The 12,960-nt window shown below is 44.2% G+C and carries 15 protein-coding genes and 4 tRNA genes; 17 read left to right on the top strand and 2 right to left on the bottom strand.

Annotated elements, in window-relative coordinates; translation table 11 throughout:
• The first annotated feature begins 12 nt into the window (after nucleotides 1-12).
• The 9 genes from BQ5809_RS03930 to BQ5809_RS03890 all read left to right on the top strand — a co-directional run bounded on the left by BQ5809_RS03930 (nucleotide 13) and on the right by BQ5809_RS03890 (nucleotide 8,871).
• Nucleotides 13-660, top strand: a complete 648-nt coding sequence (locus BQ5809_RS03930; RefSeq protein ID WP_003787974.1) for an NADH-quinone oxidoreductase subunit J — start codon at nucleotides 13-15, stop codon at nucleotides 658-660.
• A complete protein-coding gene (gene nuoK, locus BQ5809_RS03925; protein ID WP_003787972.1) occupies nucleotides 657-962 on the top strand; it encodes an NADH-quinone oxidoreductase subunit NuoK in 306 nt (101 codons plus the stop codon). Before BQ5809_RS03930 ends, nuoK begins: the two co-directional genes overlap by 4 nt.
• A 3-nt stretch (nucleotides 963-965) precedes the next feature.
• Nucleotides 966-1,259 carry a hypothetical protein gene (locus BQ5809_RS03920; RefSeq protein ID WP_003787971.1) on the top strand — a complete coding sequence of 98 codons (294 nt, stop codon included), beginning with the start codon at nucleotides 966-968 and terminating at the stop codon, nucleotides 1,257-1,259.
• A complete protein-coding gene (locus tag BQ5809_RS03915) occupies nucleotides 1,256-1,633 on the top strand; it encodes a type II toxin-antitoxin system death-on-curing family toxin (RefSeq protein ID WP_003787968.1) in 378 nt (125 codons plus the stop codon). Before BQ5809_RS03920 ends, BQ5809_RS03915 begins: the two co-directional genes overlap by 4 nt.
• Before the next feature lie 57 nt (nucleotides 1,634-1,690).
• Nucleotides 1,691-3,706, top strand: coding sequence for an NADH-quinone oxidoreductase subunit L (gene nuoL / locus BQ5809_RS03910; protein WP_003787966.1), 2,016 nt, complete (start codon nucleotides 1,691-1,693; stop codon nucleotides 3,704-3,706).
• Between the two features lie 71 nt (nucleotides 3,707-3,777).
• On the top strand, nucleotides 3,778-5,454 hold the full coding sequence (locus BQ5809_RS03905) for a DUF262 domain-containing protein (RefSeq protein ID WP_003787965.1): 1,677 nt from the start codon (nucleotides 3,778-3,780) through the stop codon (nucleotides 5,452-5,454).
• Nucleotides 5,455-5,524: 70 nt separating this feature from the next.
• On the top strand, nucleotides 5,525-7,042 hold the full coding sequence (locus BQ5809_RS03900; protein ID WP_003787963.1) for an NADH-quinone oxidoreductase subunit M: 1,518 nt from the start codon (nucleotides 5,525-5,527) through the stop codon (nucleotides 7,040-7,042).
• An 8-nt stretch (nucleotides 7,043-7,050) separates the two neighbouring features.
• Complete coding sequence (nuoN, locus tag BQ5809_RS03895) at nucleotides 7,051-8,508, top strand: NADH-quinone oxidoreductase subunit NuoN (RefSeq protein ID WP_003787960.1); 1,458 nt, start codon at nucleotides 7,051-7,053, stop codon at nucleotides 8,506-8,508.
• A gap of 63 nt (nucleotides 8,509-8,571) precedes the next feature.
• The gene (locus BQ5809_RS03890) at nucleotides 8,572-8,871 is read left to right on the top strand and encodes a DUF2818 family protein (RefSeq protein ID WP_003787958.1); all 300 of its coding nucleotides are present in this window, start codon (nucleotides 8,572-8,574) and stop codon (nucleotides 8,869-8,871) included.
• A gap of 71 nt (nucleotides 8,872-8,942) precedes the next feature.
• Here BQ5809_RS03890 and BQ5809_RS03885 read toward each other — a convergent pair whose 3' ends face one another.
• Entirely contained in the window at nucleotides 8,943-9,812 is an 870-nt protein-coding gene (locus BQ5809_RS03885; protein ID WP_032133055.1) for a GNAT family N-acetyltransferase, read from the bottom strand.
• A gap of 106 nt (nucleotides 9,813-9,918) precedes the next feature.
• A tRNA-Met gene (locus tag BQ5809_RS03880) sits at nucleotides 9,919-9,995 on the bottom strand.
• Nucleotides 9,996-10,084: 89 nt separating this feature from the next.
• On the opposite strand from BQ5809_RS03880, the gene BQ5809_RS03875 reads away from it, so the two are divergent.
• From BQ5809_RS03875 to BQ5809_RS03840, 8 genes are all read left to right on the top strand, one after another.
• On the top strand, nucleotides 10,085-10,351 hold the full coding sequence (locus BQ5809_RS03875) for a GIY-YIG nuclease family protein (protein WP_003787955.1): 267 nt from the start codon (nucleotides 10,085-10,087) through the stop codon (nucleotides 10,349-10,351).
• Nucleotides 10,352-10,365: 14 nt separating this feature from the next.
• Nucleotides 10,366-11,343 (top strand): lipopolysaccharide heptosyltransferase I, encoded by a 978-nt coding sequence (gene waaC, locus BQ5809_RS03870; protein WP_003787953.1) that lies wholly within the window; start codon nucleotides 10,366-10,368, stop codon nucleotides 11,341-11,343.
• A 115-nt stretch (nucleotides 11,344-11,458) separates the two neighbouring features.
• Nucleotides 11,459-12,028, top strand: a complete 570-nt coding sequence (gene rsmD, locus BQ5809_RS03865) for a 16S rRNA (guanine(966)-N(2))-methyltransferase RsmD (protein WP_003787950.1) — start codon at nucleotides 11,459-11,461, stop codon at nucleotides 12,026-12,028.
• A gap of 100 nt (nucleotides 12,029-12,128) precedes the next feature.
• The gene (locus BQ5809_RS03860) at nucleotides 12,129-12,380 is read left to right on the top strand and encodes a YfhL family 4Fe-4S dicluster ferredoxin (protein ID WP_003787949.1); all 252 of its coding nucleotides are present in this window, start codon (nucleotides 12,129-12,131) and stop codon (nucleotides 12,378-12,380) included.
• A gap of 85 nt (nucleotides 12,381-12,465) precedes the next feature.
• Nucleotides 12,466-12,549 (top strand) — tRNA-Tyr (locus BQ5809_RS03855).
• Nucleotides 12,550-12,576: 27 nt separating this feature from the next.
• A tRNA-Gly gene (locus BQ5809_RS03850) sits at nucleotides 12,577-12,650 on the top strand.
• Between the two features lie 49 nt (nucleotides 12,651-12,699).
• Nucleotides 12,700-12,774 (top strand) — tRNA-Thr (locus BQ5809_RS03845).
• A 53-nt stretch (nucleotides 12,775-12,827) separates the two neighbouring features.
• Nucleotides 12,828-12,960: GTP-binding protein (locus BQ5809_RS03840; RefSeq protein ID WP_234982867.1), on the top strand; the 133-nt coding region annotated here is incomplete at its 3' end.

The following is a 12,960-nucleotide window of genomic DNA, read 5'->3' as shown; positions in this document are numbered from 1 at the left end:
AAGGGGCAAATAATGACTTTTTCATTGGTACTATTTTATATGTTTGCCGCGATTATTTTGTACGGCGCGTTGCAAACGGTTACGGCTAAAAACCCTGTTCATGCGACTTTGCATTTGGTGCTGACGTTTTGCGTGAGCGCGATGATGTGGTTGTTGATGCAAGCGGAATTTTTGGGCATTACCCTTGTGGTGGTGTACGTTGGCGCGGTAATGGTGCTGTTCCTGTTTGTCGTGATGATGTTGAATATTGACGCGGAAGAAATGCGTAAGGGCTTTTGGCGACACGCACCTGCGGCTTTGACGGTGGGCGTGCTGATGGCGGCGGTGTTGATTGCGGTGTTGGTTGCGCCTGATACCGCATTGAATCAATTTGGTTTGATGAAAGATATTCCTGCCGATTACAGTAATGTGCGTGATTTGGGCAAACAGCTTTACACGACTTATGTGTGGCAATTTGAATTGGCGGCGGTGTTGCTCGTGTTGGGTATGGTGGCGGCGATCGCGCTGGTTCATCGCAAATCTACCAATCCGAAACGCATTGACCCTGCCGACCAAGTGAAAGTAAACGCAGCCGAAGGGCGTATGCGTATGGTGAAAATGGAAAGCGCGGTACAAGTACCACAAACGCAGCCTGAAAACACGGAAGAGAGTAAAGCATGATTACGATTACACATTATTTGGTGCTGGCGGCTTTGTTATTTGGCATTAGCGCGATGGGCATTTACATGAACCGCAAAAATGTGTTGGTGTTGCTGATGTCTATCGAATTGATGTTGCTGGCGGTGAATTTTAACTTTATCGCGTTTTCGCAATATTTGGGCGACACAGCTGGACAGATTTTTGTGTTTTTTGTCTTAACTGTTGCAGCTGCGGAGAGCGCGATTGGCTTGGCGATTATGGTGCTGGTATTCCGTAACCGACAAACAATTAATGTGGCAGATTTGAATTCGTTGAAAGGTTGAGTTATGAAACCATGGGCAACAAAAGACGTTTTGCACAAAATTCATTCAGATAATTGGAGTGGTGCGGAAGCAGCAGCCTTGAATGATTGGTTTAATCGTACTTCATTAGACGAAATTAAGCATTTAGATGTACCTATTTTACAAGAGTTGGTGCAATTATTAGGTATGCCGATTGAATATCCATCTATTTCTGTAGATAAGTTAGATGATTTGCGGATTTATATTAATGAGCAAATGGATAAATTATTACAACAAGATGATATACGTTCTATGCTGATTAGGTTACGTGATAGATGAATTATTTAACACAAGCAGATTTAATCAAATTACATAATAGAGTGATTAGTGTTTCAGGTGGTTTGGTAGGTATGCGTGATGTTGCAATTTTAGATAGTATTTTATCGCATATGCAAAATGATGAATATTATCCAGATTTTTTTGCAAAACTGAGCCATCTAATTTTTTCTATTAACAAAATGCATGCTTTTAATGATGGCAATAAACGAACGTCTATTATGGCTGGTGTTCAATTTTTACTGATAAATGGTTATCCATTTGAGAGAGTGGAAAAATTTGCAATTAGTATGGAAGATATTGCTGTTGAAATTGCAGAGAATAAAATTAGTAAAGAAAAATTAAAAATTTTAATAAAGTTGATGCTATCACGGTGATAATTGGCAATTTCAGGCAGCCTGAAAAACGTTTTTTAAATTAAAAGGTTCACTTAAATGAACGATATGACTTTATATTTAACCATTGCTTTAGCTCCCCTAGTTGGTTGTTTGTTGGCGGGCTTGTTTGGCAACCAAATTGGCAGACGCGGCGCACACTCGGCAACGATTACAGGTGTGGCGATTTCCGCGCTGTTGTCGGCGTATGTGCTGTACGGCTTTGCCACGGGTAGCCGCGCTAAGTTTGACGAAAACGTGTACACATGGCTCACGATGGGCGGCGTGGACTTTTCGGTCGGCTTTCTCGTGGACAGCTTAACCGCCATGATGATGGTCGTGGTAACGTCTGTGTCGCTGATGGTACACATCTACACCATCGGTTATATGCACGATGAAGAAGTGGGTTATCAACGCTTTTTCAGCTATATTTCTCTGTTCACATTCAGTATGTTAATGCTGATTATGTCCAATAACTTCATTCAACTGTTTTTCGGTTGGGAAGCGGTGGGCTTGGTGTCGTACCTGCTGATTGGTTTCTATTTCAAACGCGACAGCGCGATTTTCGCCAACTTGAAAGCATTTTTGGTGAACCGTGTCGGCGACTTTGGCTTTTTGCTCGGCATCGGTTTGGTGCTGGCGTATTTCGGTGGCAGCCTGCGTTATGCAGACGTGTTCGCCTATTTGCCAAACGTGGCGGGCATTCAGTTTCTCGGCACGGATTTGATTACGGTAACTTGTTTGCTGCTGTTTGTCGGTGCGATGGGTAAATCGGCGCAATTTCCGTTGCACGTTTGGCTGCCTGATTCTATGGAAGGTCCGACCCCGATTTCTGCGTTAATCCACGCGGCAACCATGGTTACGGCTGGTTTATTTATGGTTTCGCGTATGTCGCCCATGTACGAAATGAGTACGATTGCGTTGAGCTTTATCATGATTATTGGCGCGATTACTGCGCTGTTTATGGGCTTCCTTGGCACAATCCAAAACGATATTAAGCGCGTGATTGCGTATTCAACCTTGTCGCAACTGGGTTACATGACGGTGGCTTTGGGCGTGTCGGCGTATTCAATCGCCATGTTCCATGTGATGACACACGCATTCTTTAAAGCCTTGCTGTTCTTGGCGGCAGGTAGCGTGATTATCGGTATGCACCACGACCAAGATATGCGCCACATGGGTAATTTGCGTAAATATATGCCAATTACTTGGATTACGATGTTGTTGGGTAATTTATCGTTGATTGGTACGCCGTTTTTCTCTGGTTTCTATTCAAAAGACAGCATTATTGAAGCGGTACACGCGAGTAATTTGACAGGTAGTGGTTTCGCGTATTTCGCGGTGTTGGCGAGCGTGTTTGTTACGGCGTTTTATGCGTTCCGTCAATACTTTATCGTATTTCACGGCAGAGAGCGTTGGCGCGAAATTGAACATCATCACGATGAACACCACGATGACGCACATCATCACGGTTTGGGCAAAAACGACAATCCGCACGAAAGCCCATGGGTGGTTACATTCCCATTGATTTTCTTGGCGATTCCGTCTGTGATTATTGGCGCATTGACGATTAAACCTTTGTTGTATGGTGATTTCTTTAAAGACGTGATTTATGTGAACCACGAAGCGCACCCTGTGATGCACGAAATGGCGCAAGAGTTCCATGGCGTGTTTGGCATGGTTACGCATAGTTTGGTGTCGCCTGTGTTGTATTTGGCGATTGCTGGCGTGGCGGCGGCTTGGTTCTTGTATGTGAAAGCACCGCACTTGCCTGCGAAAATTCAGGCAGCCTGCAAACCCATTTATACTTTGTTGGACAACAAATATTATTTAGACGTGATTTATTTCAATGTGTTTGCCAAAGGCAGCCGCGCATTGGGTAACTTCTTTTGGAAAGTGGGCGATACCATGATTATTGATAACGGTATCGTAAACGGCTCGGCAAAAGTAGTTGGCGCAATCGCCGCGCAAGTCCGCAAAGCGCAAACAGGTTTCATCTACACTTACGCGGCTGTGATGGTGTTTGGCGTGTTGGTGTTGATTGTGGCGTTTTTCTGGAATTTGTGGTTTAAGTGATGATGTGATTTTTCAGGCAGCCTGAAAATAAATGAAAAAGCAGCCTGCATATTTTTGATAAAGGTTTAATAATGGCTAATTTATATGTCAGCAGTAAAAAAATTATCAATTTGCTTGGTAATCAAAATATGCAGGAAAAATATTTCATCATTCCTGAATATCAACGTCCTTACCGTTGGACAACAGAAAAATGCGAAATTTTGTGGGCGGATATTGTAGATTTTCGTCAATCTATTGCGGATAAAAATGCTGAATATTTTTTGGGAACGATTGTGGTTTGCCAAAATGAAGATGGCAATTTTGAAGTCATTGATGGACAACAGCGTTTAACTTCGTTGCTTTTGTTATTGCGAGCGTTTTATTACGTTTTGGAAAATGCAGAAACCAAAGATGATGTTGTGAAATCATTGATGAACAAAATTGCGCCTTGTATTTGGGACGTTGATACCTTGACATCAAAAGTTACCGATAAATCGGCTATTCGTTTGCATACGCAAGTGGCGACTGAAACAGACAATGATGTTTTACATCAAATTTTGGCTGACGGCACAATATCAGCAGATAACGCTTCTGCTTATGCCAAAAACTATTTGTATTTTTTGGATAAATGCCAAAATTACGCTAAAAATAATCCGACAGATTGGAATTATTTGTGTTTAACCATTTTAAATAATTGCATTTTGTTACCGATTGAAAGCGACAATTTAGAAAACGCATTGACCATTTTTTCTACATTAAATGACCGTGGAATGCCGTTATCCGATGCCGATATTTTTAAAGCGCAACTTTATAAGATGACGGAAGATAAGCCATTTTTTGTAGAACAATGGAAAGAATTGGTTGAAGTGGCGGATAGAGCAAAAATCTCTGTTGATGATGTATTTCGTTATTATTCCCATGTTTTACGCGCTCAAAATGAGACAACAGATAAAGAAATTGGTTTGCGCCGTTTTTATACTGAAAATCGGTATGAGAAATTAAAAAATAATAATTTAGTCAATCAGTTAATTGATTTGGCACATTTTTGGGATAATTTAAATAATATCCAAGTATTAAAAGATATTGAGCATTCTCATTTTATCAATCTTGACGCTGCGAAATGGTTGCAATGTTTGAATGCTTATCCTAATGAATTTTGGAAATATGCTATTAGTGTATTTTTCATTAAAAATCAGCATAGCGCAACATTAAAAGATGATTTGGCAAAATTATTAAAACAATTAACCGCATTTTTATATGCAAAATTTTTGATTTCGCCAACAGTAACAAGCATTAAAGATGATATTTACAAGGCTTGTGTAACCATTATTCAAGGTAATGAATTGGTATTGCCACAGGTTAATCCTATGCCAGTACATTATGAGCAAAATACAGGGCGTGTTACCAAAGGTTTGTTGATGATTCATGCTTATTTATTTGATGAAAAGCAAACTTTGTTGCCTAATAAAATTGAAATTGAGCATATTTTTCCAAGAAAATGGCAAGACACCAACTATAACGGTTGGAATATCAATGATGCAAAACAACATTTAGAACAGCTTGGCAATAAAATTATTTTTGAAAAATTATTGAATATTCAGGCAGGTAATGGTTATTTTGGTAAGAAAAAAGAACATTACAAACAATCTGTTATTTTAGAAGTACAGCGATTGTGTGATGAACATTCAAATGATTGGTTAAAAGACGATATTACACAGCGACAAGAACAAATTATTCAACGATTAGATAAATTTTTTTGTCAAAGGTAAATTTTATTTCAGGCAGCCTGAAAACCATTTCAACAAAGATTTAATTAAATAGAGAAAACAGGTTAATACAATGTTTTTCAATAACTTACTCAGCTTGGCAATTTGGGTGCCAATTTTAGCAGGTGTGCTGGTGCTGGCAACGGGTACAGATAGCCGCGCCCCGCTTGCGCGTATTCTTGCCTTGATTGGTGCGGTGGCGGGATTTTTGGTAACGCTGCCCCTGTTTACCCACTTTGACCGTGCAAACGCTGGCTATCAATTTACCGAATTACACGCATGGATTCCTGCGCTCAATCTGAATTACGCGCTGGGCGTGGACGGCATTTCCGTGTTGTTTGTGATTCTGAATGCCTTTATTACGCTTATGGTTGTATTGGCAGGCTGGGAAGTGATTCAAAAACGCCCTGCACAATACATGGCGGCGTTTCTGATTATGTCAGGTTTGATTAACGGCGCATTTGCAGCACAAGATGCGATTTTGTTCTATGTCTTCTTTGAAGCGATGTTGATTCCGTTGTACCTGATTGTCGGTATGTGGGGTGGTCCGCGCCGTGTGTATGCAGCAATGAAATTGTTTTTATACACATTGTTGGGTTCGTTGTTGATGTTGGTGGCGTTGATTTACTTGGGCGCACAAGCCAATAGTTTTGCCATTACCGATTTGCAAAATCTGAAACAAATCCCAATGGGCGTACAACAACTGGTGTTTATCGCGTTTTTCTTATCGTTTGCGGTGAAAGTGCCGATGTTCCCTGTACACACTTGGCTGCCTGACGCGCACGTTGAAGCCCCAACTGGCGGTTCTATGGTGTTGGCGGCGATTACGTTGAAAATTGGTGCATACGGTTTCTTGCGCTTTGTGTTGCCGATTGTGCCTGACGCATCGCGTTATTTTGCGCCAGTTATCATCGTGTTGAGCTTGATTGCGGTAATTTACATCGGCATGGTGGCGTTGGTGCAAACCGACATGAAAAAATTGGTGGCGTATTCGTCTATCAGCCACATGGGTTTTGTAACGCTGGGCATTTTCCTGTTTAGCGGACTGTTTTCAGGCAACCCTTTGGGTGAATTGAACGCGTGGGGCTTGAAAGGCGCGATTATCCAAATGATTTCGCATGGTTTTGTGTCTGCCGCGATGTTTATGTGTATTGGCGTGATGTACGACCGTTTGCACACGCGTAACATTGCCGATTATGGCGGTGTCGTGAATGTGATGCCGAAATTTGCGGCGTTTATGATGTTGTTTGGTATGGCGAATGCAGGTCTGCCAGCGACTTCGGGTTTCGTGGGCGAATTTATGGTGATTATGGGCGCGGTAGAAGTGAATTTGTGGATTGGCGCGTTGGCTGCCTTAACGCTGATTTACGGCGCGTCTTACACGCTGTGGATGTACAAACGCACGATTTTCGGCGAAGTCACGAATCCACACGTTGCGGAAATGAAAGACATTAATTGCCGTGAATTTGCGATTTTGGCGATTTTGGCGGCGGCGGTTTTGGGCATGGGTTTGTATCCCGAAGCGTTTATCGCGGTGGTGCATCAAGCTGCGGATAATTTGATTGCCCAAGTGGCACAAAGCAAGATTTGAGGTGTTGAATGAACTGGAATTGGACTGAATTGAATTTGAGTGCTGCCACGCCTGAAATCGTGTTGCTAACAGGTTTGTTTGTGGTGCTGCTGGCGGATTTGTGGGTTAAGGACGAAGACCGTTACATTACGCATTATTTAAGTATTATCACGATGATTGCGGCGGCTTTTGGACAGTTGGCGGTGTGGTCGGCTGAACCTGTGTTGGCGTTTAATGGCATGTATGTGGCGGACGGTGTGTCGCAGTTGGCAAAATTGGCGGTGTATTTGGGTACGGCGATGTTGTTTGTCTATGCCAAACCGTACAACCAAGCATGTGGTATGTTCCGTGGCGAATATTACACGTTGGCGATGTTTGCGGCGGCGGGCATGAGTGTAATGATTAGTTCATCGCATTTCTTGTCGGCTTATGTGGGTTTGGAATTGCTGTCGTTGTCGCTGTACGCGATGATTGCGTTGCGCCGTGATTCGGCAGAAGCGGCGGAAGCGGCATTGAAATATTTTGTATTGGGTGCGTTGGCATCGGGCATTTTGTTGTACGGTATTTCAATGGTTTACGGCGCAACAGGCAGCCTGCAATTTGCGGAAATTTTACAGGCAGCGCAAATCGGTCAAGTGAATGGCTGGTTGTTGAAATTAGGCGTATTGTTTATTGTGGCAGCGGTGGCGTTTAAATTTGGTGCTGTGCCGTTCCACATGTGGGTGCCTGATGTGTATCAAGGTGCGCCTACTTCGGTGGCGGCGTTTATTGGTTCTGTGCCAAAAATTGCGGCAACTGTGTTTGCATTCCGTATTTTGGTAACAGGTTTGGTGTTGCAAAAAGGCGATTGGCAGTTGATGTTTGCTGGTTTGGCGGTGTTGTCGTTGTTGGTGGGGAACTTGGCAGCGATTATGCAAACCAATATTAAACGTATGTTTGCGTTTTCTACCATTTCGCACATGGGTTTTATTTTGTTGGCGTTTTTGGGTGGCGTGATTGGTATTCAGGCAGCCATTTATTATGCGGTGGCGTATATTGTGATGAGCTTGGCTGGTTTTGGCGTGTTGATGTTGATTAGCCGGGCTGGGCATGAATGCGAAAACATTAGCGATTTGGCTGGCTTAAACCAACGCAATGCTTGGTACGCGCTGGTGATGTTGTTGGTACTGTTTAGCATGGCAGGCATTCCGCCATTGATGGGCTTTTATGCGAAATTTGCGGTATTGAAAGCCTTGGTGGTGTCTAGTTTCCCAATGGCGACTGTGTTGGCTGTGTTTGCGGTGATGATGTCGCTGATTGGCGCGTTCTACTACTTGCGCGTGGTTAAGACGATGTATTTTGACGATAAAACAAGCGATGAGCCTTTGAGCGATGACTTGCCAATGAAATTGTTGCTGTCGGCAAATGCCTTGTTATTGTTGATTTGGGGTATGTTCCCAAGCACACTAACCGTTTGGATTCAAACCACAGTAGAACAGCTGATGTAATCAAAGTGCAGGCTGCTTTTTCGGTAAAAAAGCAGCCTGCACTCTATTTGGAGTAAAAGAAGTATGACTGCTTCCATGTACACTTTATTGCTTTTGACTTTAATCTTGGCGAATTTGCCCTTTTTAACCCAACGCGCATTCGGTTTTATCGCCTTGTCCAAAAAAGGCATAGGCTTACACCTGCTGGAATTGGGTACAGGCTTTTTGCTGACAGCGGTTCTGGCGTATGTTTTGGAACAGCGCACAGGTTCGGTTCACGCACAAGGCTGGCAGTTTTATGCCGTGGTTGTGTGCTTGTATTTGGTTGCCGCGTTCCCCGCCTTTGTTTGGCGATATTTTTGGCACGGGCGTAATAAAGAATAAGTAGCTATTTACAAAGCAGCCTGCACTTTCTGTTTAACAAAAAGTGCAGGCTGCTTTTTCATACATCCGATTTATTTATGCTCGTCAATCTTACAAACAAAATGATAAGCGTTGATTTCAAAACCATGCTGGAAATAAACACGATGCGCCACCGTGCGTTCGCTGCTCACATTGCTATCAACGTGTAATTGTGGGATACCATTTTCTTGCGCGATTTTATGCACTTCCGCCAACAAGCGACCCGCATAACCGCGTTTGCGACTTTGTGGCACGGTAACAAAATCATCAATATGCAAATGGCGACCGCTAACCAAATTAGTTTCTTCGCGGAAGCCACACACCGCCACCGCATTGGTTTTACCTTCTTCAAAAATACCAATCAAGCGATAACCCTGTGCGCGTTGTACTTTATTGACTTGCTCCACAAAACGGTTGATGTCGGTCAACATCGGGCGCAACACGCTCAATGCAGCAAAAGCCGTTGCTGTTTCGTGTGGCATGATTTCGCGCAACACAAAATTTTCTTGCACTTCCACTTCGGCTGGCGCGGTTGGTTCGGCGATTTCAGTTGCTGGGGTGGTTTCGGCGTTTTGTGCTGGCGATTCGGTTTTTTCGTTGTTGGCTGATTCAGCTTCGGGCGCGTTTTCGGTGGCAGGCATAAAATCCACGCCACGCATAATGCGTAAATCGTTGTCGGCAGCAAAGTCCATCAAAAAACGGAACATGCTGGGGTTCAGTGTTTCCAATGTCGCATCAATGGCAACGCAGCGAACTTTGTCAATTAAAATCGGGTGAACCAATTCGTTGTAACGCAAGCGGTGATCTTTGTTGAAAGACGACAAAATGCCGCATAAACGCTCTGCCCAGTCGCTTGGGCGGAAAACTTTTCCATTGCTGGTTGTGCCGTGGATAATGATTTCGTCTGCTTGAATAAAAGACATATCGCGCATTCCGTTGGTGGTTGCAAAATGGCGCGATTATACCTGTAATGTAAAGAATAAGGCAAAAAGAAAAACCGCTTGATTAAGCAATCAAGCGGTAAATATTTGGTTGCGGGAGTAGGATTTGAACCTACGACCTTCGGGTTATGAGCCCGACGAGCTACCATGCTGCTCCATCCCGCGTCAGAATTTGGGCATTATGCCGTTGATTTTTGCGCGTGTCAAGCGAAATAGCGTAAAATAAATCCAAATAGAAAAAAGAAAGCGGTTTTATGTGGTGTGTTTACTTGATTTGGTGTGCGAATAATAGTCTGTATTGTGGCATCACCAATCATGTGGCGCGGCGTTGGCGGGCGCACAGTTTGGGCAAAGCAGCGCGTTATACCAAAATGCACCGTGCGATGGAAATGCGTGTGGTGGCGTGTTGTTTGACACGTTCGGAAGCCAGTCAGTTGGAACACGCGCTCAAACAAAAAACACGTACCGAAAAATTGGCGATTTGGAATAGCGCAAAAGTGCAGGCTGCTTTTGTAGAGTAATAAATAGGATAAACATGAAATTATTATTGGTACGCCTATCCAGCATGGGCGATTTAATTCACACTTTGCCTGCGATTAGCGATGTGGCAAAGCACCGCCCCGATGTGGAATTGTCGTGGCTGTGCGAATCGGATTTTGCCGATATTGCGCGATTGCATCCGTTTGTGCAGCACGTTTACACGATGTCGTGGCGACGTTGGCGCAAAGCGTTGTGGCAAGGCGGCACTTGGCGCGCAATGGCAGCGTTGAAGCAAACCATGCAGGCTGCTTCGTTTGATGCGGTGCTGGATAGTCAAGGCTTGCTCAAATCCGTGTTTTTTGCCAAGTGGGCAAACGCGCCTATTTGGGGCTTGGATACGCAATCGGCACGAGAATCGCTGGCAGCGCATTTTTATACGCAAACCTATGCCGTCAAAAAAGGCGAAGACGCGGTATGGCGCAATCGTCAATTATTCGCGCAGGCTTTGGGTTATGTAGCGGACGGTGCGCCCGATTTTGGCGTGCGAGTGCCAAATATAGAACAAAGCAGCCTGCACTTGCCCGATGCGTATCATGTGGCTCTGCATGCAACCAGTCGCGATAGCAAATTGTGGGCGATAGAAAATTGGCAAGCCCTGTGGCGCAAACAGCACGAACAAGACGGTTTGCCTGTGTTGCTACCGTGGGGCAACGATGCCGAAAAACACCGCGCCGAGCAAATCGCTCAAACCTTGCCGTTTGCCCAAGTTTGCCCACGCATGACTTTATTGCAGGCTGCTTTTTGCTTGAATCTAGCGACTAGCGTGGTGGGCGTGGATACAGGTTTGCTGCATCTGGCAAATGCCGTGAATCGCCCGTTGGTTGGCATTTACACCGATAGCGACCCAATCAAAACAGGCGTACAACCTTCGTCATGGGCGATGAACGTGGGCGGCATCGGACAAATGCCCAGCGTAGAAGAAGTGTGGCAAGCTTTAAACAAAGTGCAGGCTGCTTTTTTTATAGTGAAATAAAATCGCAATAAGACGGTGTTGCCAACTCCCTTATGTACTAGATGTACACGGCGGTCGTTGTCGCCTTGTCCTAATTTTTATTTCATTTCACCATACACCAAACCCAATCATCAAAATGAAAAAAATCAACGAAAAACACCAAAACCAAATCCGCATAACAGGCGGACAGTTACGCGGCAGAAAAATCCAATTCCCCAGCGCAGACGGATTGCGCCCCACGCCCGACAGCGTGCGCGAACGACTATTCAACTGGCTAGGGCAAGACTTAACAGGGCAAATCGTGCTGGATTTGTTTGCAGGAAGCGGCGCATTGGGCTTTGAAAGCGCATCACGCCACGCCAAACAAGTAGAAATGTGCGAAATCCACAAAGCCGCCGTGCAAAACCTACGCCACTACGCCGCCCAATTTCAAGTCAGCGAGCAAGTGCATATCCACACGCAAGACGGTTTGCGGTTTTTGCAGCAAGCCCCTTGTTTGTTTGATTTAGTGCTGCTAGACCCACCATTTGCGTGGCAAGATTGGGCGATTTTGTGGACAAGATTGCAGCCTAAACTCAACGAAGACGCACTCATCTATGTAGAAGCAGGCACATTACCCGACTTGCCGACTTGGTTGGCTATAGAAAAACAAAGCAAAGCAGGGCAAAGCCAATACCAGCTCTTGCGTTATCTAAATCAAGAATAATAAATATTCTCAAAGTGTTAAAAATTCCAATGCAGGCTGCTTGTAAAACAAAACATGCTATAATTTCGCGCTTTTAAAATTTTGATGACGAGAGGCGATTATGACCTTATTTATTACAGACGAATGCATCAACTGCGATGTGTGCGAACCAGAATGCCCCAACGATGCGATTTCACAAGGCGAAGAGATTTACGAAATCAACCCCAATTTGTGTACGCAGTGTGTTGGGCATTATGACGAGCCACAATGTCAGCAAGTTTGCCCAGTAGATTGCATCTTGATTGACGAAGAGCATCCAGAAACGCACGACGAATTAATGAACAAATATTACAAAATTGTCGCAGAAAAATAATAAACAAAAATAATCGTTTAAAAAATAAACGGCACAAAACACTTGACCGAATGAGATAGAGATTATATAGTTTGGTCTCTCTTTAGGTGGGATTCCCGAGCGGCCAAAGGGGGCAGACTGTAAATCTGTTGCGTGAGCTTCGAAGGTTCGAATCCTTCTCCCACCACCATAATTCATTTTTGGAGCAGAGATATAAGCGGGTGTAGCTCAATGGTAGAGCAGAAGCCTTCCAAGCTTACGGTGAGGGTTCGATTCCCTTCACCCGCTCCAAGATTTTAAATAGCTACAATTTGTTTTCGGATTGTAGCTATAAAAATAAGCCCATGTAGCTCAGGGGTAGAGCACTCCCTTGGTAAGGGAGAGGCCGGCAGTTCAAATCTGCCCATGGGCACCAAGCTGATTATTGCTATTTTTTGATAACTCACTTTTAATGAATAGGAATTTGCCATGGCAAAGGAAAAATTTGAACGCACGAAACCGCACGTAAACGTAGGTACAATCGGTCACGTTGACCATGGTAAAACCACTTTGACTGCGGCTTTGACAACTATTTTGGCTGAACGCTTTGGCGGTACTGCAA

The organism is Kingella kingae ATCC 23330 (assembly GCF_900111845.1).
GTDB lineage: Bacteria > Pseudomonadota > Gammaproteobacteria > Burkholderiales > Neisseriaceae > Kingella > Kingella kingae.
The sequence above is the reverse complement of the archived record's forward strand: the minus strand, read 5'-3'. Positions and strand labels throughout refer to the sequence as shown.

Excerpts from the sequence above, each read along its gene's own strand:
- BQ5809_RS03930 (WP_003787974.1), top strand. The coding sequence starts at position 13 with ATGACTTTTTCATTGGTACTATTTTATATGTTTGCCGCGATTATTTTG.
- nuoK (WP_003787972.1), top strand. The coding sequence starts at position 657 with ATGATTACGATTACACATTATTTGGTGCTGGCGGCTTTGTTATTTGGC.
- BQ5809_RS03920 (WP_003787971.1), top strand. The coding sequence starts at position 966 with ATGAAACCATGGGCAACAAAAGACGTTTTGCACAAAATTCATTCAGAT.
- BQ5809_RS03915 (WP_003787968.1), top strand. The coding sequence starts at position 1,256 with ATGAATTATTTAACACAAGCAGATTTAATCAAATTACATAATAGAGTG.
- nuoL (WP_003787966.1), top strand. The coding sequence starts at position 1,691 with ATGAACGATATGACTTTATATTTAACCATTGCTTTAGCTCCCCTAGTT.
- BQ5809_RS03905 (WP_003787965.1), top strand. The coding sequence starts at position 3,778 with ATGGCTAATTTATATGTCAGCAGTAAAAAAATTATCAATTTGCTTGGT.
- BQ5809_RS03900 (WP_003787963.1), top strand. The coding sequence starts at position 5,525 with ATGTTTTTCAATAACTTACTCAGCTTGGCAATTTGGGTGCCAATTTTA.
- nuoN (WP_003787960.1), top strand. The coding sequence starts at position 7,051 with ATGAACTGGAATTGGACTGAATTGAATTTGAGTGCTGCCACGCCTGAA.
- BQ5809_RS03890 (WP_003787958.1), top strand. The coding sequence starts at position 8,572 with ATGACTGCTTCCATGTACACTTTATTGCTTTTGACTTTAATCTTGGCG.
- BQ5809_RS03885 (WP_032133055.1), bottom strand. The coding sequence starts at position 9,812 with ATGTCTTTTATTCAAGCAGACGAAATCATTATCCACGGCACAACCAGC.
- BQ5809_RS03875 (WP_003787955.1), top strand. The coding sequence starts at position 10,085 with ATGTGGTGTGTTTACTTGATTTGGTGTGCGAATAATAGTCTGTATTGT.
- waaC (WP_003787953.1), top strand. The coding sequence starts at position 10,366 with ATGAAATTATTATTGGTACGCCTATCCAGCATGGGCGATTTAATTCAC.
- rsmD (WP_003787950.1), top strand. The coding sequence starts at position 11,459 with ATGAAAAAAATCAACGAAAAACACCAAAACCAAATCCGCATAACAGGC.
- BQ5809_RS03860 (WP_003787949.1), top strand. The coding sequence starts at position 12,129 with ATGACCTTATTTATTACAGACGAATGCATCAACTGCGATGTGTGCGAA.